This window comes from Novosphingobium sp. (genome assembly GCF_040079535.1).
Lineage (GTDB): Bacteria > Pseudomonadota > Alphaproteobacteria > Sphingomonadales > Sphingomonadaceae > Novosphingobium.
On sequence record NZ_JBEBKB010000001.1, the window covers coordinates 34,228 to 59,313 of the forward strand.

The window sequence follows — 25,086 nt, forward strand, 5'->3', positions numbered from 1 at the left end:
GGGCGCGCCTAGCACGGAGTTGCGGGGTTTGGAAATGCAAGAGATGTATAGCCACCCAGCCGCCGGCGCCTGGAAGATTATGGGAGTCAGCTTCGGGCTAATGCGCCTGCGTCCCGATTTGATCGAGTTGAACTACGAAGTAGCGGACCCTGTAGGCGTTCTGGCGATCCCGCGTGGAACCGGAATGCGGCGTGACGGCTTGTGGAAGGCCAGCTGCTTCGAACTCTTTGTCGGCAAGCCAGACAGTGCATCCTACCGTGAATTCAACTTCTCGCCCGGCGGTGATTGGGCGGCCTATGGTTTTTCCGGATATCGTACTGGCCAGCATGACCTTTTGATGCATTCAGAACCTTTGATTGAGAGCAAGGTCACGCCGGTTGGACTTTCGGTTCGGGTCAGAGTCTCACTCGACGATCTCGAAAGCGGCGATCCAATCGGCATTTGCGCGGTGATCGAGGAACGCGAATTTGGTCTGTCTTATTGGTCGTTGCGGCACGCAGGGCCTAGCCCCGATTTCCATCACCCCACTTGCTTCGCCGCGACACTTCCGGCACCCAGCGATCCATGAAATTCGGCATCGATCGCCTATTGGCGGACCCAGCACTCAGAAAGCCGCTTGAAGGCAAGCGCATCGCACTGGTGGCGCACCCAGCCAGTGTGACCGCGAACCTTACCCATTCGCTCGACGCGCTGATCGCGGCGGGGCTGAACATCACATCAGCGTTTGGTCCGCAGCATGGCCTGAAGGGCGACAAGCAAGACAACATGGTGGAGACCGAGGACGAGCTCGATCCCATCTACAACATCCCGGTGTTCAGCCTTTACGGCGAAGTCCGCCGCCCCAGCGGGCAGATGATGAGCACGGCCGACGTGTTCCTGTTTGATCTGCAGGATCTGGGCTGCCGGATCTACACCTTCGTCACCACGCTGCTATACTTGCTGGAGGCCGCGAATGGCACCGGCAAGGAAGTGTGGGTGCTGGATCGGCCCAACCCGGCTGGCCGACCGGTTGAGGGAACCACTTTGCTGGCAGGGCAGGAAAGTTTCGTTGGCGCCGGGCCGATGCCGATGCGCCATGGGCTTACTCTGGGCGAAATGGGCCACTGGTTCATTGACCATTTCAAGCTTGATGTGAACTACCGTGTGATCGCGATGGAAGGTTGGGAACCAGATGGCCCGGGCTATGGCTGGCCTGAAGACCGGGTATGGATCAACCCCAGTCCCAACGCAGCAAACGTCAATATGGCCCGCGCCTATGCCGGCACAGTCATGCTGGAGGGTGCCAACCTGAGCGAGGGGCGGGGGACGACACGGCCACTGGAAGTGCTGTTTGGTGCGCCCGATCTGGATGCCAAGGCCGTGCTTGCCGAAATGCGCCGGTTCGCGCCGCAGTGGCTGGCCAGCTGCGCGCTGCGCGATTGCTGGTACACGCCAACTTTCCACAAGCACGCCGGGCAACTGTGCAATGGCCTGATGATCCACGCCGAGGGCAGCTTTTACGATCACCACGCGTTCCGCCCCTGGCGGCTGCAGGCGCTGGCTTTCAAGGCGATCCGGCGGCTTTATCCGGACTACGATCTGTGGCGCGATTTTCCCTATGAATATGAGTTTGATCGGCTGGCGATCGATGTGATCAATGGCGGCCCGGCCTTGCGCCAATGGGTTGATGATCCGGCGGCTTTACCCGATGATCTTGAAGCCCTGGCCGGTGCCGATGAAGCGGCCTGGCTTGATGCTACTCGCGCCTTGCGGCTCTATTGATCGGACCGTCACCATGCAGCGACTGAGGGATTACCAAGGATCGACGCGAACGCTGTTATGGGTTTTGTTGATCGTCTACATTTTCAACTTCCTTGATCGCCAGATCGTCAACATCCTGGCCGAGCCGATCGCCCGTGACCTGAAGCTTTCTGACACCCAACTGGGCCTGATGACCGGACTTGCCTTTGCGTTGCTTTACACGATTCTTGGTCTGCCGCTGGCGCGCTATGCCGATAAGCCAGCGTCTAATCGGGGCAAACTGATCGCTGTAGCCTTGGCCACATGGTCAGTGATGACCGCGCTATGCGGAATGGCGCAGAACTTCGTGCAATTGTTGCTGGCGCGGATCGGGGTTGGCGTGGGCGAGGCTGGCTGCACCCCGGCGGCGCACTCGCTGATTGCAGACAAGGTTTCGCCCGAAAAGCGCCCTGGCGCGATGGCATTTTATGCCATGGGTATTCCGATTGGCACGCTGCTGGGCAGTTTGATCGGCGGGCAACTGGCCGATACGGTCGGTTGGCGCAATGCTTTTCTCGTCGTTGGGCTGCCCGGAATTCTGCTGGCGTTTGTAGCCTGGATTCTGATTCGGGATGAAGACCGTCCGGAGCGCATAGTAGCGCCAGAACAGCACGCGCAATCCGTTCGCTCAGCAATGTGGGCATCGATCAGGCAAATCTGGATTTCGATCAGGGAACTGATGAAGCTCAAGGCCTATGTGTTGCTGCTTTTTGCCGCATCGTTCTGTCCTTTCCTGGCGTATGGCAAGGCGACCTGGGTCACGATCTTCTTCCAACGTACCCATCAGCTTTCGCCGGGCGAGGTCGGCCTGTGGCATGGGACCGCGAGCGGCATTGCCGCCGTATTCGGAACCTGGCTGGGCGGCTGGCTGGCCAATCGCTTTGGCAGTGTTGATCGGCGCCATGTGGTAACGGCCCCGGCGATTGGAATGGTTTTGGCAGTGCCTTTGGCGATCCTTGCTTTCGTGCAGAGTGATTGGCGGATTGCTGTGGCGCTGTTGTTGCTGCCGTCAATTTTCAACGCATTCTACTATGGCCCGGTTTACTCATCGGTGCAGGGGCTGGTGCCACTTCATCAGCGCGCGATGGCCAGCGCGCTGTTGCTGTTCGGGCAGAATCTGATCGGGTTGGGGCTTGGGCCGCTGTTCTTTGGGATACTGTCCGACTGGCTAAAGCCGGAATACGGATCCGAATCAGTCCGCTATGTGCTTTACGGCGCAGCGCTGCTGGGCCTGATCCCTGCTGTCCTGTTCTGGATCGCGCGCCCGCACCTCCATGCCGAACTCGACAAGCATTAAAAGTGCCCATTGATCGCCCCGATCCTTCGATCAGCGAAGCCGATGCCGATACGCGGATGCTGGCGCGGCGTGATGATATCCTCGCGACCTTGGCCAAGGCTGACCACCGGATGCTGGCCGCCGATTATCGGGCTGCCGCAGCCTTCTACGGCGCGGTTGGCCGGCTGGCCGGATCAGGCGTGGAAATTGATCGCAGCGAACTGTTGCGCGCGCGTGATGCTGCGCTCTGGCTGGGCGGCCGGTTTGGCGAAATGCTGCACGAAGGATTGGAAAAGGCCGGGCTTGGCCCTGCGCACCGTCACCCCCAATTCCAGAAGTCGCTCGATATCATGCAAGGAGCGCGGCCGCGTGACCGTGAAACAAGCCGCTTCCCGCAAAAGCCGCAAAGCTATTTTTATCCAGACCTGCCGTTGGTCAATTTTGCTGATCCGGCCGATTACGCCTGGCGCGCTGCGGTTGAGCAACAGACCGAGGTAATTCTGGCTGAAGGCCGTGCGCTGATGGCTGATCCGGTCAATTTCCTGCCCTATATGCGCCAGACCACCGATCGGCCGCAGGGCGATGTTCACGGGCTGCTGGAAAATCCGGATTGGAGCACCTGCTATCTTACCGATTGCGGCCAGCCAATCGCGCAGCGTACCGCAATCGCGCCGGTAACATGGGAGACTATCAACACCCAGGTGCCGCTGTGCCGGATCAACACCCGCGCGCCGTCAGTAATGTATTCGCTGCTTCGCGCACATTCAAAGATCCCGGCGCACACCGGTATGGTCAACTGCCGGTTCGTTTGCCATCTGCCGCTGATCGTCCCGGATGATTGCGGCTTTCGGGTAGGCGAAACCACCCGGCAATGGCGGGTCGGCCAACTGATGGTGTTCGATGACAGTGTGGAGCACGAAGCCTGGAACAACAGTGACCATGACCGGCTGGTGCTGATTTTTGATATCTGGCGGCCAGAATTGTCCGAAGAGGAACGTCACCAGATCGCGACATTGTTCGCGGTCGTCGATGGCTAGAGCCAAGCGAAACTGTGCCAGCCCCCCCAAGGGCAGGCTGGTTAATCCAAATTTTCCCTATTGGCCCTAGAGCTTGGGGGCATGAGCGGATGCAATCTTTGCGGCGAAACGGCCAACCAGGCGGTCTTTACGGTCAAGGGATATCATCTGGTTGAGTGCACCGGTTGCGGTCTGGCCTATATCGCCAATCAGCCCAGCGATGCCGAACTGGCTCGGATCTATTCGGGCAGTGAGGGGTATCACGCTGCGCTGAAGGACCCGGCCAGCACGCAATGGGCTGTAATCACACGCACGGCACAGGCGCATCTGGCGTTTATGGCCCAGGTGCCGGGGAAGGGCCGGTTGCTTGATGTTGGCTGCTCAACCGGGCAGTTCCTTAACCTTGCCCGGCAGGCAGGCTATGATGTTTCCGGCGCCGAATTTTCGGATGACAGCCGCACTTTCGCCGCCAATCATTTTGGTTTGCCGGTTGAACCGGGATCGATCCATGATACCAGCCTGGCTGCTGCCAGCCTAGATCTGATCACGAAGTTTGATGTGATCGAACACGTCCGCGATCCCCTTAGCGACATGGCGGCGGCCTATCGCTTGCTGAAGCCGGGCGGCTGGTTTGCGCTTTCTACGCCGAACATTGACGGCCTATTTCCGCGGCTGTCGCGCCCGCTGGCCAACAGGCTGAACTATTGGCCCCATCCAGAGCCGCCTTATCACCTTTATCAGTATTCGGTTCGCACGCTGGCCGCCTCGTTGACCAAGGCCGGGTTCCGCTGCGGCCCGGTGGCGCATCGCCGGATTCCGCTGGACTATACCTTTGGCGCGCTATCCACGCTGCTGCGCAGCCCCAAGCGGGCGGCCTATGCTGCGCTATTCGCTCCGACCGCGTTGATAGGCCCGTGGATCGGGCAGGGTGACTGGTTCTATCTGGCGGCGCAAAAGCCTGCCTAATGCTTCTTGCGGGTTAACTCTCGCATGGCATCATCCAGCCCGCCAAGGCTGAGTGGAAACATTGATCCTCCCACCAGCTCCTTGATGATCTTGGTTGATTGCGAATAGCCCCATTGCTTTTCCGGGACCGGATTGATCCAGACCGTGGCTGGATAAATGTGCGAAACCCGCTGCATCCAGACTTGCCCCGATTCCTCGTTGAAATGCTCAACCGAACCGCCCGGGTGGGTTATTTCATAGGGGCTCATCGCGGCATCGCCGACGAAGATCACTTTGTAATCGTGACCATATTTGTGGAGGATGTCCCACACCGGGGTGCGTTCGCTAAAGCGGCGCTTGTTGTCTTTCCAAACGCCTTCATAAAGGCAGTTGTGGAAATAGAAGAACTCAAGGTTCTTGAATTCGGTGCTGGCCGCGCTGAACAGCTCTTCAACCAGCTTGATGAACGGATCCATCGATCCGCCAACGTCTAGAAACAGCAGCACTTTCACAGCATTGCGGCGCTCGGCCCGCATCCGGATATCCAGCCAGCCCTGCCGCGCGGTGCCATCGATTGTGCCTTCGATGTCGAGCTCGTCCGGGTTGCCCTCCCGCGCAAAGCGGCGCAGCCGGCGCAGGGCGATCTTGATGTTGCGGGTGCCCAGCTCGCGGGTGTTATCAAGGTTCTGGAACTCGCGCTTTTCCCAGACCTTTAGCGCGCGTTTGTGCTTGCTTTCACCGCCGATCCGCACCCCTTCAGGATTGTAACCCGAATTACCATAAGGACTGGTGCCCCCGGTGCCGACCCATTTGTTGCCGCCCTGGTGGCGCTTTTCCTGTTCCTCGATCCGCTTTTTCAGCGTTTCCATGATTTCGTCCCACGATCCCAGCTTTTCGATCGCGGCCATTTCTTCGGGCGTCAGGAATTTTTCGGCCACAGCCTTCAGCCAGTCATCGGGGATATCGACCGGGTTCTGGCCATAATTGGTCAGAATGCCCTTGAATACCTTGTTGAAAACCTGATCGAACCGATCGAGCAGGCCTTCGTCTTTCACAAAGATTGCCCGGCTGAGGAAATAGAATTGCTCGGGCGTTTGCTCGATCACTTGCCGGTCAAGCGCCTCAAGCAGCACCAGATGCTCTTTGAAGCTGGCCTTGATCCCGGCAGCGCGCAATTCGTCGATAAAATTGAAAAACACGCGGCGCGGCTCCCTGTCTTAATCGCGTGATTAAAGGCAAGCGCGGCCAAGGGCAAGCGGCCTTGGCCAATTACATCACGATCTGAATTTCCTTCTGCTGGCCTGGAATACGCGAGCGGATATAGGTTGGGCGGGCGCTGCCAAGCTCGTCCATGGTCTGCCGCGGTGCCGGCATTGACTGATAGGGCACAAATCCAAACTGGCGATCGGTGGTCAGCAAGGTCACCGAATAGGCGCCGCTTTTTGGATTGAGCATCCGTGCACCGGCATCGGGGCCAATCATCAATGTTGCGCCGCCATCACCGGCTGCAATCAAATAGGCTTCGCGCGATCCGCCGCTACGAAAAACGCTGTAGGCTGCCTGGCTGGCCGCATCACGGCAATAAATTACGGGCCTGGCGCCTGTGGAAGTGGGTTGGGTATCGGCGACTTCCAAAACTATGGAATTGGCCAATGCCCCCGCCATGATTTCATCGCCGTTTCCAGATTGAACCAGCTTGGCCTTTTTCCCGGGCAACGCATCTGCGCAGGCCTGAATGGCATAAGCGAGCGCGCTGGCGTCCTTTGGCGCGGGCAGGTTCAGTTCTGCAAAGAAACTGCCAAGCCGCTTGTCCAATTGCGCTGCAGTAAGCACAGAAGAAGTGATCCGGATCTTGATCAGCCAGGCACCGTGCTGGGCAATGATCAGGCCAGTGGCGCTGGTGGTTTTGCCGCTGACGGGATAGACGATCCGCAGCGCGCTGTCTGGGCTGTTGGACCATGGCGAAAACCGGGCCCATTGCCGGCCAGCTTCATCGAGCGTTCCGTAATGTTCTGCAGCAGACAAATGGATCGCGGCGTCTGCCCGCTCTGTCCAGATTGAAACGTTCGGGATGCCGGCGCGGTAGATATAGACAGTGCTGGTCGATTTGGTTGAATCATCGTGGAACATGAAGCTTACGTCGGATTGGCTGGTTCCATAATCCGATGCGCGGCCGCGTTCAAAGCCATCGACATTGTCGGGGATTGCTAACCCGCTTGAAGCATGCAGGAAGGGCTTCCCGCTTTGGGTCCCCAGCGACTGCGGCGAAGCGCAGAGTGCTGGCGTGGCCGGCAGCACAGCTGCTGCGATCAACAATACTGCAGCGCGAAGGCTCATAGACCGGGCTCCTGTTGGGCGTGCTGATGCGGCAAGCCATTCAATCATCATGACATCCTGTCAGCAGTTGAGCAAGTTGCGCCATTCTGCAGGCTGGCGGCAATGCAGAATGAAACCGTCCGAATTCGGAACGGCCCGCCCAAACAAATCGGTTGAGCGCGGCTGCGGAGCGGTTAAGCCGTTGCCATGGTTAAGCCGAAAATAACCATGATCCATCTGGCCAGCGCGCTGTTTGCGGTGCTGGCATTGGCGGCGCTTGCGTTGCTGCTGGTACCGGGCTGGCTTGGCTTGGGCAGCACTGCTATTCCTGCCGCCAAGGCCGCAGCGCCGGCAGCGCTGGTCAAACGTCCAGCCACGCCGGCCGTGGTGTTGCCCCCTGCTGTATCCGATGTGCTGCGATCGGGGGTGCTGATCGTGATCAGCAAGCACAGCCAGCAGATGTTCGTGTTCAAAAACGGGCAGCCGTGGGCAGTCTCTCCGGTTTCGACCGGCAAGCGCGGCCATGCAACCCCGGCGGGCGTGTTTCCGATCCTGCAGAAGGCGGTTCGCCACCGATCGAACCTGTATAGCAACGCGCCAATGCCATACATGCAGCGCCTGACCTGGAGCGGTATTGCGATCCATGCCGGTCGGCTGCCAGGCTATCCCGCATCGCACGGCTGCGTGCGCCTGCCGCATGCGTTTGCGCGCGCGCTGTTTGTCTTGACCCGGGCTAGTGCGACGACGGTTGTTATCACCAACGATAGGCTGACTTCAAATGGCCAGGCGCGAACCCTGGCGCTTAATACCCCGATGCCGCACCTGCCGGTTCTGGGCGCGCCGCAGCCGCAAGAAACGCAATTGACCAAAGCGCCTGCTGCGGCCCAGCCCAGGATCGAAGCCCTGCCGCTGGATCCGGTCCAGCTTGCAGCAGGCGGCCAGACGATCCAGCTTGCCGCCGCCGCAACGCCTGATGAAGCCAATGCGATGTGGATCCGGATGATCGCCGTCCACCCGGAACTGGCACGATACCAAAAGGCCGTGATCCCGGCCGTGGTTGGATCACGCAAAGTCTATCGGTTGCGCGCAACAGCACCCGGCGCGCACTCTTTTTGCACATCGCTGAAGCAACGCGGCGGGGCCTGCTTCAATGTAAGCTAGAATCAGGCCGGGATCAGGTCTGCCGCCGCGCCATGAAGGCCAGTCGTTCAAACAGCATCACGTCCTGTTCGTTCTTGAGCAAGGCCCCGTGAAGCGGCGGAATCGCCTTGGTGGGATCCTTGTTCTGCAGAACATCCAGCGGCATGTCTTCATTGAGCAGCAGCTTGAGCCAATCGAGCAGCTCTGACGTTGACGGCTTTTTCTTCAGCCCTGGCACGTCGCGCACTTCGTAAAAGATATCCATCGCCTTTGACACGAGCGTCTTCTGGATATCGGGGAAGTGGACGTCGATGATCGCCTGCATCGTCTCACGGTCTGGGAACTTGATGTAGTGGAAGAAGCAGCGGCGCAGGAACGCATCGGGCAGTTCCTTTTCGTTGTTCGATGTGATCACCACGATTGGGCGCTCTGCAGCGGTGATCCGTTCGCGCGTTTCATACACGTCAAAGCTCATCCGATCGAGTTCCTGAAGCAGATCGTTCGGGAATTCGATATCGGCCTTGTCGATTTCGTCGATCAGCAGAACCGGCAGTTGGGGGCTGGTGAAAGCCTCCCACAATTTGCCCTTCTTGATGTAGTTCGAAATATCGTGGACGCGTTCATCGCCCAATTGGCCATCGCGCAGCCGGGCGACGGCATCGTATTCGTAAAGCCCTTGCTGCGCCTTGGTGGTGCTTTTGACGTTCCATTCGATCAGCGGCGCGCCCACGGCCTTGGCGATTTCATGCGCCAGCACAGTCTTTCCGGTGCCCGGCTCGCCTTTAACCAGCAACGGCCGGCGCAGCAACACAGCGGCGTTTACCGCAACCTTCAGATCATCGGTGGCGACATAATTGGCAGTGCCTTCAAACCGGGCCATGGGTGCTCCCTAATGCGTTTCTTAATCGTTCGATTAAGGGCGATAAGGTGCCCGAGCGCAGGTGGCAAGAGCCTACTTGACGCGTTCCAGCAAACGGCGGGTCAAGGCCAGAAACGGCATCTGATCAACCGGCCTTTCCGGATCGTTCCAGCTGGCGCTGATCGCATACCATTGCCCGGCCTTGTTTTGGACTACCCAGCTGAGGTTGAGCACACCTTCCTCAGAACCACCCTTGAAGCCGAACCGCGTGAATTTTGCGGCGACATCGGTTCCGATCCCCGAATTGACCGAGAGGATCTGCATTACCCGCGGATCCTTGCGGCGCTGCAGCGATTGCAACACGCCGGCCACATCGCGCGGCGAGGCGAACCATTCAATCGTTTCGATATGCCAGATCTTATCGGGGACCAGCTGGCCAAGATCGATCGCGTCAACCGACAGGCCTGGGCCAAACCGCTGAAGCATCGCCAGCTGCTGATCATCGCCGGCCGCGGCATAGGCTTCGCGCCGGGCGGCGGGCCCCAATTTCAGGCTGAAAGCTTCCAGTGTGGACAGCATAGGCAGCATCCGCGATGGCATGGAATGGCCGGTTGCGCGCACCCGTGCCGCAATCGCTTCGCGGCCCAGCACCTTGATCAGCATGTCTGTGGCGGTGTTGTCACTGATCGAAATCATCTGGGTGGCCAATGTGGCAAGCGTAACCGGCGTGCCTTGCGGCCAGCCCTGCATCACGCCCGAAGGCAGTGATCGGGCAGAAAGCGGTACGACATCGCTCCACTTGCGCTTGCCCAGCGCAATATCGTGGGCCAGCGCATCCAATACCCACAGCTTGAACGCGGAACCGATCGCGAATTGCTGATCCGATTTGTGGCCCAGCACTTCTTCGCGGCCCGCCGCGCCCAGCCGGGTGATTGTGAAGCCCGCCTTTCCATGCAGCGCGGCAAAATCTGCAATTACCGCCTGGGGACTGTCATCCAGCGGAACCAGATCGGTAATCAGCAAACCGGTGATCATGGTTGTTTCAGGATCGATCCGCAGCTGCACCCGGGCCATCGCCTTGGCGAAGTGAAAGTTGAACTTTGCCGTCACCGGGCTAATCCGTTCAAGCTCTCCAACACCCAGGATAGGCCCGAACTGCGCGTGCAGGCTTTGGCCGATCTCTGCCAATTGGGCAGGTGGCACCGCTTTCAGGAAATCCGGGCTGAAAACCTCTGCCGCTGATTTTGCTTTGTTGAAGACCTGCATGGCATCTTCCGCGCGGGATTGAAGCAGGACTGCGGCAGCATCGTTTGCTGGCTGCGCAATCGCAGCCGGTGGGGCCTGCGCTGTCACTGGCAAAGCGCAAAGGGTCAGGGCAAGGGGCAGGGCAAAGCGCACACCGCGATCATGCCACCACTTTACCACCATCGCCACCACTAATCCCCCGCGCCGCGCCTTTTTGGGCGATTCACAATCAATCGTACTGATAGTGCCCGGTATAGCCCGCAATCACAGCACCGCCCGCCGGAATAGTTATCAGCATCAACCGCTTGCCATCACGTTCGATCACCGCAATTGTGCTGTTGGTGATCTTCAGATCAAGCCCGTTCTCGATCTCCAGCTCAAACTGGATCTCGGTTGCACCGGCGTTGGTGATGGTGGTTTCCATCACATATTTGCGGTCCTTGTCGTCGATGCAGCGGCTTTGCACGGTAACATCGGATACCGCCCCGATCGCAAGTTCGATTTTCTCATCGACGGCAGTATCGCCAAGCTCTGGTTCGGCCAAAACCATCGGCCGGCCAAACTGGAACTGATCGATCAGCAGAATCCCGGCGGGCAACGGCAGGCCCAGCGAATGCTTCTTGTCATTGCGGGTCCGCAGCATGGCCACGGTCTGATCGAACCAGGGCTGCTTGTTCGGATTGATATAGATGCGCGCGGTGTAATACCGCTCATATGAAACCCCGGCGCGTTCCAGCAGCCGGGTCTGCTTCATCTGCATCGCCGCCACACTGGTAAGGCGCGGGATCCGGTACATCTTCAGATCGCCGAGCTGTTCCTGGATCGCTTCGCTGCTATAGGCGCTTACTGCCGTGGGCGTGTCTTGCATCATCTGGGTTCGGCGCTGTGCAGTCACGATGATCCCGCCCTTGTCGTTGTCTGGCTGCCGCCAACGCCGGTAGGGTCTCTCCAAATAGGGCTGGACCAGCACATAGGGACGATCGGGCTTTTCGGGAATATCGCTGGTTTTTTCCATTGGCCAGCAGCGTGCGATCGCGGCGGGCGCGTTGTCAACGATCCGGTCAACCATCGCCCGGCTAAGCCGTCCGGCGACGATCTGCACCTGCGCATTGTTAAGGCTTACCGAATTGCCGTTGGCCAGCGTGATCCATCCGCCCAGATCAAACGCAGTCCCGGCGGGATTGAGCCGCGCGGTGTAGCTGGCGTTCCAGTCAAACCCCTGGGCAAGGTAGGTCAACGTCACCTTGACCGTCATCGCGCGGGAAACATCGACCATTACCGATAGCGTTGGCTGGGCAAACAGCCCTTCCGCATCGCGGCCATAGCGGAAGGTCTCAGGATAGCCCGAACAGCGCAATGCTTCGTCCCCGTCCTTGGTATGGAACACCACGCCATCCTCGCTGGCCGATACGATCTCTGCTGGAAGCCGCATGGCTTTTCCGGTGGCGGGATCGGTACGGGTCAGCATAATCGATTTGCCCCGCGCGGCCCGCATCAGCGATGACGGCGATAGCAATGCGGCATCCTGGTTGCGCTCAACCACGCCAGCCGGCAGGCCAGACATGACCGCGCTGGCCGGGATAATTCCATCGACCACGCCAACAAACCGCAACCGGTGCCGGCCGGCTGGCAGGGTTACCCGCCGGGTTTCGCTTACCACAGCAAAACCGCCCAGATCATTCAGCTGCATCGCGCCGCTATCGCGATAGGGATCGCGGTAGATCGTCAGCGAAACATCGCCCGGCGCCCCGGCCACCACATCGCGCGCCACCGCCGGGAAAGCGGCGATCAGCGATAGTATCATGGCCAGCAACCAGCGCATCAGCAGTGTATCAATACCGCGAATCGAATGTGGCGGTCAGTTCAACCTTGCCCTCTGCCGGGATCGTTACCGTCCAGACCACGCTTTCAGCATCGCGGCGTTCACTGCGCTGGCTTTCGGCAGAAACCTTGGTGTCGCCCCATAATCCGCCCTGGATCACCTTGACCGTCACCGGTTTGGAAGAGGCGTTGGTAAGCGTATAACGCATGTCGGTTTTCCAGCGGGTCTTGCCCACTTTGGTTCGCGCGGTAACCACCGGGTGGACCTTCACATCAAAGGCCTCTCCCGTCGCGATCGACAGTTTCGATCCCATCGGGGTGTGGCCGATACCGCGTTCGCCGATGAACTGTGGCTGGCCTTTGGCATCGCGGATGTAAAACCGCATTACGCCTGCGGGCAGCTGATCGCCAAGCCCGCCCTGCGAACCGTTGGTAAAGGAATAGACCGTCCAGGCGCTGATTGGCTGGCTGGCGGTTTGCAGCCAGCCAAAGCGCAATTCATAGCCGTGCTGCGCCGGGGCGCCGTGGACATCAAGGAAGCTGACCTGCTTGGTTTGCAAGTTGGCAATCGTGGTGCGCGCTGGCAGGGGGTATAGGTAATAGCCGCCCAGCCGCTCACGGGTGCCGGCTTCGGTTCCGGCCTCGTCGCTCGATCCGCAATCAAAACAGCCCCCGCCGCCATTCAGCATGCGCGGGTTACCCGCGACCAGTACTGCGCGGGCATTGTCATAGTTGACGCCCGAATTGTTGCTCAGCGTAACCCAGCCTTGCACATCGATTGTGCTTTTGCCCTCATCATACAGCACCACATAATCGGCCCGCCAGCCCAATCCCGGGGTAAGGTAACGCAGGGTTGCCTCACGCGTGCCTGGCTTGGCCGCCACGGTCATCGAAAGGGTCGGCTCGGCCCGCATGTTGGGCGGAACCTTGTCAAAGATTACGCGCACCGGCAGGCCATCGTCGCGCAGCACCTCGATCCGGTCACCTATCTGCAGCACGACACCGCCGTTGGCGGCCAGCACGGTAGCGCGCTCACGCGTTTCCTGCCCGGTTGCGGGGTTGGTGCGGACCAGCGTGATCGTTTGCCCAACCGCGTTTTCCATGATCTTTGATGGAGAGAGCAGATCATAATCAAAATTCTGCTCAAGAATGGTCATGTCACTGGCCGAAAGGCTGGCGGTTTCCGCCCGAATCTGGGCCGAAACATTCTTGAATTCAACCCGCTGGGCCTGATCCCCGGTGAACGTAATCACGCGGGTATCCTGCACCAGGGCCTGATTATCGGCATAGATCGTGATGTCGATCCCGGGGTCTGCAGAGGCTGCGGTGGCTAGCGCGATCAATGAAATCGCCGCAAGGACTGGCAGGCGCGACATAGGCGTGGTGCTCCCTCATTCAACAGGCCAAGAGGCTATCAGTTCGGCCACCCAAGGCAATGATTAATCCAGCATTTTGCCTTGCTACAACCCGGCACTTGCAAATTCTGGCAGTTTGGATGATTTGTGCTGCAAGTGTGAGCTCAATTGATTTGAAAGGTTCGTTTCGATGAAGACTATTTTGCGGAGCAGCGTTGGGCTGCTGACGGCTGCCTCGATGGCGCTGATCCCGGTCCAGGCTTCAGCCCAGGCGAATGACTATGATCCGGTGATGTACAACCTGTTGATGGATTGTGCGGCAATGCAGATCCTGTTTGCCCAAGCGGGTGAGAGTGCCGCCGAAAAGGAAAAATCGACCAACTCTGCGGTTGGTTTTGTCTCTGCAGCGAACACGCTGTCAGGCAAGGAAATCAAGGATTTTGACGCCGAATTCAATCCGCGTCAGGCACGGCTGCTGGCCATGCTGGATAAGAAGGATCCGGCCTTGACCCGCATGGTGCGCAGCTGCGGGGCAATCGAACGCGTTGGCCGCGACGCGATCGCAGCAGAAGCCAAGTAACCTGTATCTGACGATTTGGGGCGCTGCGGCCAGGCTGCGGCGCCCCTTTTGCTGAACTGGGCAGAGGTGCCGCAATGATCCTGATTACCGGCCACGTTGTGGTGCGCGCCGAACACCGCGAACAGGCGCTTGCCCTGGGCATAGCGCATTCGGCCCGTTCACGCGCTGAGCCGGGCTGCATCGCCCACAATTGCCACAGCGATGCAGCGGATCAGAACCGGATCGTGTTCGTTGAGGAATGGGCCGATATGGCCGCTGTCAAAGCCCACTTTGCGGTGCCGCAATCGGGTGAATTCGTGCGCGAACTTAGCGCAATGGCCGCTTCCCCGCCGGTGATGCGGTTGTTTGAGGCGGAGGAGCTGCGCCTTCCTTCCTGAGCATATAGTCAAGGAAATCGGGCCCGAAAGTCAGCGGAGAGGTGGTGATCGGATCAAGCTTGGCTGGAGTGTCAGAGCAGGCAAAATCGAGCATTTCTGCGCCGACAGTACCAGGCTCAAAGCCCTTGGTCTCAGTCCTTTCGCGCGATACCTTGACGGTCTGGATCAGCTTGCCATCCCCGTCATAAACTTCAACCCAATCGAACCATGCCGCGTTAGTGTTGCAATCAAAGTTCCAATGCTCACGATACGCCCGGCGGCCGCGCTCAATCGTCCGAAAAACCCGAACGGCAATATAGCTTCGTGATTTGCTTTTGCGATCAATTGAAGGTTCTTCAACAAATACCATGGCGCTGAAATCATTGGCGTTCAACGTCAGCGGAAGCCAGGTCGTTTCGGGCAGGGGTTGCCCGTCCTGGCCGTTTTGCCCGATACTGGCCGAAGGCACCGCAGCCAGGCAGATGGACAATCCAATCAAAACAGTTAGCTGGCGGCGCATGAGCAAATCTCCTTCGGTCCCGGACGGTTAGATAGGACCAATCGAATGTCAAGCCGGGGGCAACCGCCCAATCTCACGCGTCAATCATATCCTTATCCAGTTCCCCCGCGCGGTTCTGGATGAACATGAAGCGCTGCGCCGGATCGCGGCCCATCAGCTTGTCGACCAGTTCCTTTACCGCCGCGCGGCCTTCGTATTCGGCTGGCAGGGTAACGCGCAAAAGCCCGCGCGATTTGGGGTCCATGGTGGTTTCACGCAATTGCTGGGGGTTCATTTCACCCAGGCCCTTGAACCGGCCAACCTCAACCTTCTTGCCCTTGAACCGGGTTTCTTCCAGCTCGGTGCGGTGGGCATCATCGCGGGCATAGGCACTTTCTTTGCCGGCGGTCAGCCGGTAGAGCGGCGGCTGCGCCAGATACAGGTGGCCGCGGCGAACCACTTCGGGCATTTCCTGAAAGAAGAACGTCATCAGCAAAGTGGCAATATGTGCGCCATCCACATCGGCGTCGGTCATGATGATGATCCGATCATAGCGCAGATGATCGGCATTGCAGTCCTTGCGAAACCCGCAGCCAAGCGCGAGCCCCAGATCGCTGATTTCGGTGTTGGCGCGGATTTTTTCAGCGGTGGCGCTGGCAACGTTGAGGATCTTGCCGCGGATCGGCAGGATCGCCTGGGTCTTGCGGTCACGGGCTTGCTTGGCGCTGCCGCCGGCTGAATCCCCTTCGACGATAAACAGTTCAGTTTCCCTATCGCCTTCGCCGGTGCAATCGGTCAGCTTGCCGGGCAAACGCAGCTTGCGCGCATTGGTTGCGGTCTTGCGCTTAACTTCACGCTCGGCCTTGCGGCGCAGCCGATCGTCCATCCGTTCCAGCACTGCACCTAGCAGCGCCTTGCCGCGTTCAGGGTTATCGGCCAGGAAATGGTCAAAATGGTCCCGCACCGCGTTTTCAACCATCCGCGCTGCTTCAGGGCTGGTCAGGCGGTCCTTGGTCTGGCTTTGGAATTGGGGATCGCGGATAAAGACCGATAGCATCACCTCGCTGCCGGTAACGATGTCTTCGGGCGCGATATCCTTGGCCTTTTTCTGGCCAATCAAATCAGCAAAGGCCCGGATCCCCTTGGTCAGCGCGGCCCGCAGGCCAGCTTCGTGGGTGCCGCCATCCGGGGTTGAGATGGTGTTGCAATAATAGCTATACGATCCGTCCGACCACAGCGGCCAGGCGATTGCCCATTCAACGCGGCCTTGTTCCTCGTGCCCTTGGTTGTTGGCGGGAAAATCCTGGGTGCCAGAAAAGAACTGGGTAGTGACGCATTCACGGGCCCCGATCTGTTCACGCAAGTGATCGGCCAGCCCGCCGGGGAATTGAAACACAGCTTCGGCTGGAACTTCTTCGTTGGCGAGCGTGGCCGCACATTTCCAGCGAATTTCAACCCCGGCGAACAGATAAGCCTTCGACCGGACAAGCTTGAACAAGCGCAATGGCTTGAACTTCGCATCATCGCCAAAAATTTCGGTATCGGGCACGAAGGTCACCGAAGTCCCGCGCCGATTGGGCGTGCTGCCCAACCGCTGGAGCGACCCCAACGGCACCCCGCGTGAGAATTCCTGAGCGAACAGCTCCTTGTTGCGGGCCACTTCGATCCGGGTCAGGCTGGATAGCGCGTTGACCACACTGACCCCGACCCCATGGAGCCCGCCTGAAGTGGCATAGGCTTTCCCTGAAAACTTGCCGCCAGAATGCAGCGTGGTCAGGATGACTTCGAGCGCGGATTTGCCCGGATATTTGGGATGCTCATCCACCGGAATGCCGCGGCCATTATCGGTAATGGTCAGGCGGTTGCCTTCTTCAAGTGTAACCTCGATCCGATTGGCATGCCCGGCCACCGCCTCGTCCATCGCATTGTCGAGCACTTCGGCAGCAAGGTGGTGGAACGCGCGTTCATCGGTCCCGCCGATGTACATACCGGGGCGGCGGCGGACCGGTTCAAGCCCTTCCAGCACTTCGATCGCAGAACCATCATAGGCTTCGCCATTGCTGGCGGGCAGGGCATCGAACAGGTCTTCGGGAGATTGGGACATAGGGAACGCCTATAGAACGCTGTGAATCCAGCGCGCAAGCAGGGGGCTTGGGTTTTCAAGAGCCATCGCGGCCTTTCGTTTGCTCAGTCCGCAAATTTCTCAGGCGCGGGGCTGACGATTGTCACCCCGCCGCTGCGGGCCTCACGCACTTCCAGGGCGCGATCCCCAATTCCGGCGCTCCCAAACCGGAACGGTCCGTCCAGCCCCAGGAACCCATCGCGCTCTGTCAGCCGGGCCAGCGGGAAGGGCGATCCCAGCCGCCAATCACGTGCAATCCGCACGGTCAGCAGCACACTGTCATAGCCCAGCGTTGAAAGCCGATAGGGCGCGGTGCCAAACCGGCCGCGAAAGCTTTCGGCAAAGCGCGGAAACCGTGTGTCTGAAATCGCCGCGAACCAGGCCCCGCGCAATGATGCAGTCTTGCCCACCAGCGGATCGCCGCTCCAGGTTTCAGAGCCCAGGATCCTTGGCACCGCAGCTCCGGCCGGCTTGAGCGAAGGAGCAGCCATTGCAGCATATTTAGGCGAATCCGCGATCAGCACCGCATCATATCCGCCGCGTGCCTTCAGCCGCGTGGCCGCGCTGATGATCGAGCGATTTCCCCGATCGTAAGTCTGGGTGGAAACCAGCGTTCCGCCAGCGGCCTGAACCGCAGCGGCATAGATCGCACTGGCGCGGGCTCCCGCTGTGCCTTTGGGGGCCAGCAGGGCAAAGCGGCGCATTCCTTTTGAACTGGCAAAATCAACCACCCGCTGCATCGCATTGGCGGGATCCAGCCCCATCACAAATACATCGCGCGTGGCCAGTGCCGGATCGCTGCTATAGGTGATCAACGGAACCTTGCGGCCCCGCGCGGCCGCCGCCACAGCGCCAATATCAGCGCTGGAGATCGGCCCAAGGATCAGCCGGTTCCCGTCTCGCAGGGCCTTGGCCGCTGCGCTGGCTGCGCCGGGGGCGGTATCATAGCTGGTGATCCGGATCGTTTGGGCATTGGTATCCAGCAAGGCCATCGTGGTGGCATTGGCGATCGATTGACCCAGCGCGGCATCAGGCCCGCTTAGTGGTACCAGCAATGCAATCCGCTGGCGCTGTTTGTCATTTGGCAGATTATCGGTTGGGGCAGGGGCGGGCGGCGGCACTTCTTCCACGCCCTTTGGAATTACCTTGCACCCCGCCAGCAGTGCCAGCGCGCCGGCCGTGATCAGTGTTCGCCGATTGGCTTTCCATTCGATCATCACTTGTCGCTCCCCGCTGGCCGGTCCATGGAAAGGTCCATGGATCAACCGCTTCAAGCCGGACTCTACATCGTCGCTACGCCGATTGGCAATCTGGGCGATCTTTCCCGCCGGGCCAGCGCGGTACTGTGTGGCGTGGCTGCGGTAGCCTGTGAAGATACCCGCGTTACCGGCAAGCTGATGCAGCACCTTGGGATCAAGCAAAAGCTTATCCGCTATGATGATCACGCCAGCGAAGCGACCCGCGATCACTTGATTGCCATGGCGGCAACCCAGGCAGTGGCACTGGTCAGCGATGCCGGGACACCGCTGGTTTCCGATCCTGGCTATCAGCTGGTGCGGGCGGCGCGGTTGCACGGGATCATGGTCACCGCCATTCCCGGCGCCAGCGCGCCGGTTATGGCGCTCAGCCTGTCGGGCCTGCCCAGCGACCGGTTCCTGTTTGCCGGCTTTCTGCCAAACAAGGACAAGGCCCGGCGCGCGGTGCTGAAGGAACTGGGTGCGGTGCAAACCACGCTGATATTTTTCGATACCGCGCCGCGGCTGCTGGCCTCGCTCAGGGCGATTGGTGAATGCCTGCCCGGCCGCGAACTGGCAGTGGCGCGCGAACTGACCAAACTGTTTGAGGAATGCCGCAGCGGCAGCCCGCAAGACCTGATCGATCATTACACCGCGCATCCGCCCAGGGGGGAGATCGTCCTGCTGATAGGCCCGCCCGGCGAGCAGGAAACCAGCGCCGCCGATGCCGATGCCTTGCTGGCAGTAGCCCTGGAAAGTCTGAAGCCCAGTCAGGCCGCCGCCGAAGTGGCCCGTGCGACGGGGCTGGACCGCAAGGCCCTGTATGCCCGGGCGCTGGAACTGAAGCCTTGATCAAGCCCACATCCTCTCGTGTCATCCCCGCGCCTCTCGTCATCCCCGCGCAGGCGGGGACCCAGTGCCGACTAACTCTGGGTCCCCGCCTACGCGGGGATGACGAAGGATTGGCCAATTGAACTCTCGGGCCGAGCGTGAAGCCAAAGGCAGGCGCGGTGAAGTGCTGGCGGCATGGTATCTTCGGCTTAAAGGCTGGCGCATTCTGGCCCGGCGGGTCAAGACGCCGCGCGGCGAAATTGATCTGATCGCGCGGCGCGGCAGGACTGTGGCGTTTATTGAGGTAAAGTGGCGCACCAGTGCGAGTGATCTTGATCACGCAGCGGATCCGTATCGCCTGCGCCGGGTGGCCGCCGCCGCACAAGCTGTGGGTCATCGCTATGCCAAGGCCAACGATCTGCAACGGATCGACGTCTTGCTCCTTGCGCCGGGGCACTGGCCACGCCACATGGCAAATGCCCTGATGCTTTGAAGCGGAGAATTCCCCGGCCATGCCTGTTACCGTCGCCGTCCAGATGGACCCGCTTGCAGGGATCAATATCAATGGAGATTCCAGTTTTGCCCTGATCGAGGCCGCGCAAAAGCGTGGGCACAGTGCGTTTCACTATGATGTGAAGACGCTTGCCTATGAAAGCGGACGGCTGACAGCATGGGCTGCGCCGGTTACGGTACAGCGGCCAGAATCCGGCAAATCGGGCGATCATTTCAGCATGGGTGAACATCGCAGCATCGATCTGGCCAGCGATGTCGATGTGGTCCTGATGCGCCAGGATCCACCATTTGATCTCAGCTATATCACTGCGACCCATCTGCTTGAGCGGCTTGCGGGCCAAACGCTGGTGGTCAACGATCCGGCTTCGGTCCGCAATGCGCCTGAAAAGGTTTATGTGCTCGATTTCGCGCATTTCATGCCGCCGACTCTGATCGCCCGGCGGATTGAGGATGTCCGCGCGTTTCACGCCCGCCAGATTGAGAACGGGTGGAGCGATCTGGTGATGAAGCCGCTCCATGGCAACGGCGGCAAGGCGGTGGTGCGAATCCCGGCTGATGGATCAAACCTGAGCGCCTTGATCGAGCTGTTCGATAACGCCTGGGTCGAACCGCACATGTTCCAGCCGTTCCTTCCCGAAATCAGCGAGGGCGACAAACGCATCGTGTTGATCGATGGCGAGGTTGCTGGCGCAATCAATCGCCGGCCCGGTGCTGGTGAGTTCCGCTCAAACCTCGCCGCGGGTGGTTATGCCGAAGTGACTACGTTGAACGCGCGCGAGGAAGAAATTTGCGCCGCGCTGGGTCCGGCACTGAAAGAGCGTGGGCTGGTGTTCGTTGGGATTGATGTGATCGGCGGCAAATGGCTGACCGAAATCAATGTAACGTCGCCCACCGGCATTATGGCAATCGACCGCTTCAACGGTACTGATACTCCGGGCCTTATCTGGGATGTAATCGAACGTCGTCTGGGCCATTAGGCGCCATGTCTGATTGGATTATCGATCTGATAGAGCAGGGCGGCTATTGGGGAATCGCGCTGCTGATGTTCGTTGAAAACGTGTTTCCCCCGATCCCCAGCGAACTGATAATGGGCGCAGGCGGGGTTGCCGTGGCCCGCGGAACAATGACGTTCTGGCCGCTTTTGGCGGCCGGAACAATCGGATCGACTTTGGGTAACTACATCTGGTTTCTTGCCGGAGATCGGCTTGGCTATCGGCGGCTTGAACCGCTGATTTCGCGCTGGGGCCGCTGGCTGACAATGCGCTGGAGCGATGTTGAACAAGCGACAGGGTTCTTTCAGCGGCACGGCCAATGGATGGTCTTTGGCCTACGCTTTTCGCCTTTTTTGCGCACCATGATCTCGCTCCCAGCGGGCCTGGCGCACATGCAGCATTGGCGGTTTCTGGCCTTTACATTTGCGGGCGCGGCGGTGTGGAACACGGTGTTGATCCTGGGCGGGAAATGGCTGGCGCGATATCTTGATACCGTCAGCGCCATTTCAGGACCGGCGATCGGCGCCATGGCCATTTTGGCGATTGCAATCTGGTTGTGGCGGGTGATCCGCTGGAAGGGCGAGCCTGGCTAACACCCTCGGATTGCAGGGCCAGATTGACGGACAGTGGATTTTGGGGCAACCTTCACCGCTATTGGGTTGCGCAAGATTGAGCGGGGAAATTGCCGGCATGCCACCCGAAGGCACTAAGGGTGCGACTGTATTCCTGAGTTATTCACGCGAAGACCAGAAGCGCGCGCTTCCGGTGATCAAGGCGCTTGAGGCTGGCGGACTGCAGGTTTGGTGGGACGGTCTGCTGGAAGGCGGGGATTCGTTTCTGCCCACCACTGAAGCCGCGCTTGAAAGCGCCGATGCCGTGGTGGTCTTGTGGTCGAACACATCAGTCAATTCGCACTGGGTGCGTGATGAAGCCCAGCGCGGGCGCGAGCGTGGGTGTCTTGTTCCGCTCAGGATCGATGATGCCAAACCGCCGCTGGGTTTTCGCCAATTTCAGGTCATCGATATTTCCCATTGGAACGGAAAGCCCAGCGCCCCCCAATTTGAACGGGTGATCCGCGCGATCAATGGCTTTGCAGGCCAAGCTCCGACCGAACCGATGCCGCAGCCGCACCAACCGCCGGTTTCACGCCGGGCCATCCTTGGCGGCGGGGTGGCTGTGCTGGCTGGCGGATCGGCGCTGGCGTTGTGGCAATTCTGGCCCGGCCGGGCAGAAGCTGCACCGGGTAACAGCGTGGCGGTACTTCCGTTCGGCAACCTCAGCGGTGATGCCGATCAGGACTATTTCGCCGAAGGGATCGCCGAACAGATCCGTCTTACCTTGTCGCGCAATTCGAATTTGCTGGTGCTGGCCCCGGCTTCGATTTCAGCGGTGACCAAGGACGGCATAGCCGATCTCAAATCGATCGCAGCCAAATTGGGTGTAGCCTATGTGCTTGATGGCAAGGTGCGGCGGTCGGGTGACTTGCTGCGGATTTCGGCCACGCTAACCAACGGCAAAAGCGGCTTCCCGGATTGGACCAACGAGTTCGACGAACAGCTCAAGGATGTGTTTACCGTCCAGGACGGCATTGCCCAGGAAGTGGCCAAAGTGATGGCGGCGCAGACGGTCAGCGCTGGTACAGTCGCAACCAAGGGTCCGGGCGGCACCACCGATATCAAGGCCTACGATGCCTATTTGCGCGGCAATGCCTATTATGAATTGCGCTCTGGAGAGGCGGCCTATCGCTCGGCCCTGGCGCAATACGATATCGCGATTGCCCAGGATTCGAAATTCGGTTCGGCCCACGCTGCGCGCGCCAGGCTGATCGTTGTCATCACCAATGCTGGCAGCAAAGCGAACGAATTCAAGGCGGCCTATGAAGATGCCCTGGCATCAGCGCGCAAGGCGGTTGAACTGGCGCCAGAGCTGGCCTCTGCGCATGCCACGCTGGGCTTTGTTCTGGCGCAAGGTAAGCTTGATTTGCGCGCGGCGGTTGAACCGTATGAACAGGCCCGCAAACTGGGCGACGGCGATGCCGGGGTGCTTTCACTCTACAGCGCATTTTCTGCCCAGACCGGCCGCAAGGCCGCGGCAGAGAGCGCTGCGACCCGCGCCATCAGGCTGGATCCGCTAAACCCGGGAGTTCAGCGCCTGGCGGCCTTTGTGGCCTATTGTGCGCGTGATTGGGCCACAACGATCGAACGCAGCCGCAAAGCCCTGGCGCTTAATCCGAAGGTTGAGCATGCGCACGCCTTTATCGGCGATGCGCTGTACCAAAAAGGCCAGGTAGCAGAGGCAAAAGCTGAATTTACGCTGGAACCAGATGGCCTCGCCCGGCCGACCGGTCTCGCAATCGTGGCCTACCGGCTGGGCGATACTGGTGCGGCCAAACAGGCGGTTGATGGCTTGACGGCGAAGTTTGGTGATGCCGCAAGTTACCAATTTGCCCAGATATATTCGCAAGCAGGTGAGATCGACCAGGCATTGTCGACCTTGCGCCACGCGCGCGAGATTGGCGATGTCGGGCTGGCGCAGGCCTATACCGATCCGATGCTCGATCCGCTTCGCAGCAGGCCCGAATTTTCCCGGTTGCTTATGGAGCTTGGATTCGGTTAGCTTGCAGGTCTTGCAACGAAGGGGAATGACATGAAGAAAATCGCATTGATCGCGCTTGCTGGCTCAGCCTTGATGCTTGCTGGCTGCGGGCAAAAAGAAGAAGCCGCCACTGCCGAAGCGACCCCGGTAGCTGAAACCAGCGCCGAAGCAGTCAGCAGCGATGCGGCTACTGCAACCGATGCAGCGCAGGTCAACGAAACCACCAATGGCGGGACTGTCAAACCTTGATTCAGCCTAGCCCGCCTGAGGAGCTGGCGTAAGCTAGTTCCTCAGGTAGGTAACAGCCCTGGCTCTGGCGCTGGCGCTTGCTTCGGTCGCCATGGCGTTTCTGATCCACCGGGTGAAAGCTCCGATCCGGGTGTAAACCCCTGGATAAGTTGGCTGCCCGCAGCTGTCCTTTCTGGTCCACGATACGATCGCCAGCAGCATTGGCTTGCCGTTGGTCAGCACCACTGGCCCGCCGCTATCGCCTACGCAGGCCTTGCTCAGGCTGTCCCCGCCGCAGATTACGCTGCTATCGATGGGATCAACTTCCATCCCCAGTTCGGGAACAAGCTGCCGCCCATAGCCAGGACGCTGGCTGCACTTGATTTGCCCGATAAGGTTCACATCGGCGCGGTAGAGTTCTGACGATACATTACTGCCCTGGGTCTTGCCCCAACCAAGGGTGGAAATCGCCGTACCTGCTGCGGGGGCCGTACCAGTGAAAAGTTCTATCGGCTTGTACCGGCTGGCGGAACCAAGCCGGGAATCCGGCGCAAGATGCAAAAGTGCAATATCGTTTCGGTAGATATTGTCCTTGTTGTAATCACCGTGGATGATGATCCGATCAATCTTGAACGCCGCTCCCCCGGTGCCCGTGATATCATCGGCACCAAGCAGAACCTCAAGTTTGCGATTGAAGTGCCGTTCGGTCGCACAGTGCGCCGCTGTGATAACCCAATCGGCATCAATCAGCGCGCCGCCACAAATGTGCCGCCGTTCCCACGATGGCAAGTTTCCGGAAATTCTGGCGCGTCCGCTGGAAAGCCAGTCGGGCCATTCGCTTGGATCGCTGCGATAGCGAACCTGCGCCTGAAAGCTGACCTGTCCGTCGCGGACCTGAAAGGCTGTGGGCCGACGTCTGACCAGCGTTCCAGCCAATATTCCGCCAAAGCTGATACTTCCGGGTGTCTCACGCGCTGAGCTGCCAACTTCGCTCTCGCCGCCGCCGCCGCTTAGCCGAACCTTTGCCAAGCGGTCCTGAAACAGCCAATTATCGTTCTCATCGTCACCTGCGCCGTCGAACTCTCCGTCTTCGCCGGTTTCGTCGAACGAAACTTCCCAATCGTCATCGACAAATTCGATTCCATCGCCTTTGCCATCATCGCCAAAATCGACATCGATTGCATCGTCTTCCACGTTGCCATCAACAAGTTCGAATTCCTCAAACTCCTCCTCGGACACTACAGTGCCGGCGTCATCTTCATCTTCATCTTGCGCAATCAAGGGGGTTTGCGATGCCAGGGCGATTGCCGCCGCAGCAGCGAGAGCCAGTCGAACACGGTTCATGGATTATTCTCCCACCCGCGACCGGGGGTTACTAAACGC

24 protein-coding genes are annotated in these 25,086 nt (G+C 59.7%); 14 read left to right on the plus strand and 10 right to left on the minus strand.

The genetic code is table 11. The features are described from left to right. Positions 1-100 precede the first annotated feature (100 nt). The 5 genes from ABL914_RS00175 (at position 101) to ABL914_RS00195 (ending at position 5,037) form a co-directional block, all read left to right on the plus strand. Positions 101-568, plus strand: coding sequence for a DOMON-like domain-containing protein (locus ABL914_RS00175; protein WP_391561118.1), 468 nt, complete (start codon positions 101-103; stop codon positions 566-568). Continuing rightward, positions 565-1,761, plus strand: coding sequence for an exo-beta-N-acetylmuramidase NamZ domain-containing protein (locus tag ABL914_RS00180; RefSeq protein ID WP_391561119.1), 1,197 nt, complete (start codon positions 565-567; stop codon positions 1,759-1,761). The genes ABL914_RS00175 and ABL914_RS00180 overlap by 4 nt, the downstream gene beginning before the upstream one ends. Before the next feature lie 67 nt (positions 1,762-1,828). Then, complete coding sequence (locus ABL914_RS00185; RefSeq protein ID WP_391561120.1) at positions 1,829-3,076, plus strand: spinster family MFS transporter; 1,248 nt, start codon at positions 1,829-1,831, stop codon at positions 3,074-3,076. 2 nt (positions 3,077-3,078) lie between these two features. Next, positions 3,079-4,092: an aspartyl/asparaginyl beta-hydroxylase domain-containing protein gene (locus ABL914_RS00190; protein ID WP_391561121.1), complete on the plus strand. Its 1,014-nt coding sequence runs from the start codon at positions 3,079-3,081 to the stop codon at positions 4,090-4,092. A gap of 81 nt (positions 4,093-4,173) precedes the next feature. Continuing rightward, positions 4,174-5,037 (plus strand): class I SAM-dependent methyltransferase, encoded by an 864-nt coding sequence (locus ABL914_RS00195; RefSeq protein ID WP_391561122.1) that lies wholly within the window; start codon positions 4,174-4,176, stop codon positions 5,035-5,037. On the opposite strand, the gene ABL914_RS00200 is transcribed toward ABL914_RS00195, so the two are convergent. Both ABL914_RS00200 and ABL914_RS00205 read right to left on the minus strand, forming a co-directional pair. Continuing rightward, entirely contained in the window at positions 5,034-6,215 is a 1,182-nt protein-coding gene (locus ABL914_RS00200; protein WP_391561123.1) for a VWA domain-containing protein, read from the minus strand. The two genes, ABL914_RS00195 and ABL914_RS00200, sit on opposite strands and share 4 nt — an antisense overlap. A 70-nt stretch (positions 6,216-6,285) precedes the next feature. Beyond that, entirely contained in the window at positions 6,286-7,353 is a 1,068-nt protein-coding gene (locus ABL914_RS00205; RefSeq protein ID WP_391561124.1) for a hypothetical protein, read from the minus strand. Between the two features lie 186 nt (positions 7,354-7,539). On the opposite strand from ABL914_RS00205, the gene ABL914_RS00210 reads away from it, so the two are divergent. Continuing rightward, positions 7,540-8,493, plus strand: a complete 954-nt coding sequence (locus ABL914_RS00210) for a L,D-transpeptidase family protein (protein ID WP_391561125.1) — start codon at positions 7,540-7,542, stop codon at positions 8,491-8,493. Positions 8,494-8,506: 13 nt separating this feature from the next. Here ABL914_RS00210 and ABL914_RS00215 read toward each other — a convergent pair whose 3' ends face one another. From ABL914_RS00215 to ABL914_RS00230, 4 genes are all read right to left on the minus strand, one after another. After that, positions 8,507-9,352, minus strand: coding sequence for an AAA family ATPase (locus ABL914_RS00215; RefSeq protein ID WP_391561126.1), 846 nt, complete (start codon positions 9,350-9,352; stop codon positions 8,507-8,509). Between the two features lie 72 nt (positions 9,353-9,424). Further along, positions 9,425-10,759 carry a serine hydrolase gene (locus tag ABL914_RS00220; protein WP_391561278.1) on the minus strand — a complete coding sequence of 445 codons (1,335 nt, stop codon included), beginning with the start codon at positions 10,757-10,759 and terminating at the stop codon, positions 9,425-9,427. Between the two features lie 46 nt (positions 10,760-10,805). Further along, complete coding sequence (locus ABL914_RS00225) at positions 10,806-12,398, minus strand: DUF4139 domain-containing protein (protein ID WP_391561127.1); 1,593 nt, start codon at positions 12,396-12,398, stop codon at positions 10,806-10,808. Positions 12,399-12,408: 10 nt separating this feature from the next. Next, on the minus strand, positions 12,409-13,773 hold the full coding sequence (locus ABL914_RS00230; protein ID WP_391561128.1) for a DUF4139 domain-containing protein: 1,365 nt from the start codon (positions 13,771-13,773) through the stop codon (positions 12,409-12,411). Positions 13,774-13,942: 169 nt separating this feature from the next. On the opposite strand from ABL914_RS00230, the gene ABL914_RS00235 reads away from it, so the two are divergent. Continuing rightward, positions 13,943-14,332 (plus strand): hypothetical protein, encoded by a 390-nt coding sequence (locus ABL914_RS00235; RefSeq protein ID WP_391561129.1) that lies wholly within the window; start codon positions 13,943-13,945, stop codon positions 14,330-14,332. A 74-nt stretch (positions 14,333-14,406) separates the two neighbouring features. Then, on the plus strand, positions 14,407-14,709 hold the full coding sequence (locus ABL914_RS00240) for a putative quinol monooxygenase (protein WP_391561130.1): 303 nt from the start codon (positions 14,407-14,409) through the stop codon (positions 14,707-14,709). Here ABL914_RS00240 and ABL914_RS00245 read toward each other — a convergent pair. The 3 genes from ABL914_RS00245 to ABL914_RS00255 form a co-directional block, all read right to left on the minus strand. Then, positions 14,639-15,208 carry a surface-adhesin E family protein gene (locus ABL914_RS00245; RefSeq protein WP_391561131.1) on the minus strand — a complete coding sequence of 190 codons (570 nt, stop codon included), beginning with the start codon at positions 15,206-15,208 and terminating at the stop codon, positions 14,639-14,641. The two genes, ABL914_RS00240 and ABL914_RS00245, sit on opposite strands and share 71 nt — an antisense overlap. A gap of 73 nt (positions 15,209-15,281) precedes the next feature. Next, positions 15,282-17,291, minus strand: coding sequence for a DNA topoisomerase IV subunit B (parE, locus tag ABL914_RS00250; protein WP_391561132.1), 2,010 nt, complete (start codon positions 17,289-17,291; stop codon positions 15,282-15,284). 83 nt (positions 17,292-17,374) lie between these two features. Continuing rightward, positions 17,375-18,526, minus strand: coding sequence for a penicillin-binding protein activator (locus ABL914_RS00255; protein ID WP_391561133.1), 1,152 nt, complete (start codon positions 18,524-18,526; stop codon positions 17,375-17,377). Positions 18,527-18,565: 39 nt separating this feature from the next. On the opposite strand from ABL914_RS00255, the gene rsmI reads away from it, so the two are divergent. The 6 genes from rsmI to ABL914_RS00285 all read left to right on the plus strand — a co-directional run bounded on the left by rsmI (position 18,566) and on the right by ABL914_RS00285 (position 23,724). After that, positions 18,566-19,396: a 16S rRNA (cytidine(1402)-2'-O)-methyltransferase gene (gene rsmI / locus ABL914_RS00260; protein WP_391561134.1), complete on the plus strand. Its 831-nt coding sequence runs from the start codon at positions 18,566-18,568 to the stop codon at positions 19,394-19,396. A gap of 118 nt (positions 19,397-19,514) precedes the next feature. After that, the gene (locus ABL914_RS00265) at positions 19,515-19,868 is read left to right on the plus strand and encodes a YraN family protein (RefSeq protein ID WP_391561135.1); all 354 of its coding nucleotides are present in this window, start codon (positions 19,515-19,517) and stop codon (positions 19,866-19,868) included. 19 nt (positions 19,869-19,887) lie between these two features. Continuing rightward, positions 19,888-20,865 (plus strand): glutathione synthase, encoded by a 978-nt coding sequence (gene gshB / locus ABL914_RS00270; protein WP_391561136.1) that lies wholly within the window; start codon positions 19,888-19,890, stop codon positions 20,863-20,865. Positions 20,866-20,870: 5 nt separating this feature from the next. Continuing rightward, entirely contained in the window at positions 20,871-21,473 is a 603-nt protein-coding gene (locus ABL914_RS00275; RefSeq protein ID WP_391561137.1) for a DedA family protein, read from the plus strand. Between the two features lie 97 nt (positions 21,474-21,570). Further along, positions 21,571-23,496 carry a TIR domain-containing protein gene (locus ABL914_RS00280; protein WP_391561138.1) on the plus strand — a complete coding sequence of 642 codons (1,926 nt, stop codon included), beginning with the start codon at positions 21,571-21,573 and terminating at the stop codon, positions 23,494-23,496. Positions 23,497-23,526: 30 nt separating this feature from the next. Beyond that, entirely contained in the window at positions 23,527-23,724 is a 198-nt protein-coding gene (locus ABL914_RS00285; protein WP_391561139.1) for a lipoprotein, read from the plus strand. 33 nt (positions 23,725-23,757) lie between these two features. On the opposite strand, the gene ABL914_RS00290 is transcribed toward ABL914_RS00285, so the two are convergent. Next, positions 23,758-25,047, minus strand: a complete 1,290-nt coding sequence (locus tag ABL914_RS00290) for a S1 family serine peptidase (protein WP_391561140.1) — start codon at positions 25,045-25,047, stop codon at positions 23,758-23,760. Positions 25,048-25,086: the final 39 nt, after the last annotated feature.

Excerpts from the sequence above, each read along its gene's own strand:
- ABL914_RS00175 (WP_391561118.1), top strand. The coding sequence starts at position 101 with ATGCGCCTGCGTCCCGATTTGATCGAGTTGAACTACGAAGTAGCGGAC.
- ABL914_RS00180 (WP_391561119.1), top strand. The coding sequence starts at position 565 with ATGAAATTCGGCATCGATCGCCTATTGGCGGACCCAGCACTCAGAAAG.
- ABL914_RS00195 (WP_391561122.1), top strand. The coding sequence starts at position 4,174 with ATGAGCGGATGCAATCTTTGCGGCGAAACGGCCAACCAGGCGGTCTTT.
- ABL914_RS00205 (WP_391561124.1), bottom strand. The coding sequence starts at position 7,353 with ATGAGCCTTCGCGCTGCAGTATTGTTGATCGCAGCAGCTGTGCTGCCG.
- ABL914_RS00210 (WP_391561125.1), top strand. The coding sequence starts at position 7,540 with ATGGTTAAGCCGAAAATAACCATGATCCATCTGGCCAGCGCGCTGTTT.
- ABL914_RS00215 (WP_391561126.1), bottom strand. The coding sequence starts at position 9,352 with ATGGCCCGGTTTGAAGGCACTGCCAATTATGTCGCCACCGATGATCTG.
- ABL914_RS00220 (WP_391561278.1), bottom strand. The coding sequence starts at position 10,759 with ATGGTGGTAAAGTGGTGGCATGATCGCGGTGTGCGCTTTGCCCTGCCC.
- ABL914_RS00225 (WP_391561127.1), bottom strand. The coding sequence starts at position 12,398 with ATGCGCTGGTTGCTGGCCATGATACTATCGCTGATCGCCGCTTTCCCG.
- ABL914_RS00230 (WP_391561128.1), bottom strand. The coding sequence starts at position 13,773 with ATGTCGCGCCTGCCAGTCCTTGCGGCGATTTCATTGATCGCGCTAGCC.
- ABL914_RS00235 (WP_391561129.1), top strand. The coding sequence starts at position 13,943 with ATGAAGACTATTTTGCGGAGCAGCGTTGGGCTGCTGACGGCTGCCTCG.
- ABL914_RS00240 (WP_391561130.1), top strand. The coding sequence starts at position 14,407 with ATGATCCTGATTACCGGCCACGTTGTGGTGCGCGCCGAACACCGCGAA.
- ABL914_RS00245 (WP_391561131.1), bottom strand. The coding sequence starts at position 15,208 with ATGCGCCGCCAGCTAACTGTTTTGATTGGATTGTCCATCTGCCTGGCT.
- parE (WP_391561132.1), bottom strand. The coding sequence starts at position 17,291 with ATGTCCCAATCTCCCGAAGACCTGTTCGATGCCCTGCCCGCCAGCAAT.
- ABL914_RS00255 (WP_391561133.1), bottom strand. The coding sequence starts at position 18,526 with ATGATCGAATGGAAAGCCAATCGGCGAACACTGATCACGGCCGGCGCG.
- rsmI (WP_391561134.1), top strand. The coding sequence starts at position 18,566 with ATGGATCAACCGCTTCAAGCCGGACTCTACATCGTCGCTACGCCGATT.
- gshB (WP_391561136.1), top strand. The coding sequence starts at position 19,888 with ATGCCTGTTACCGTCGCCGTCCAGATGGACCCGCTTGCAGGGATCAAT.
- ABL914_RS00275 (WP_391561137.1), top strand. The coding sequence starts at position 20,871 with ATGTCTGATTGGATTATCGATCTGATAGAGCAGGGCGGCTATTGGGGA.
- ABL914_RS00280 (WP_391561138.1), top strand. The coding sequence starts at position 21,571 with ATGCCACCCGAAGGCACTAAGGGTGCGACTGTATTCCTGAGTTATTCA.
- ABL914_RS00285 (WP_391561139.1), top strand. The coding sequence starts at position 23,527 with ATGAAGAAAATCGCATTGATCGCGCTTGCTGGCTCAGCCTTGATGCTT.
- ABL914_RS00290 (WP_391561140.1), bottom strand. The coding sequence starts at position 25,047 with ATGAACCGTGTTCGACTGGCTCTCGCTGCTGCGGCGGCAATCGCCCTG.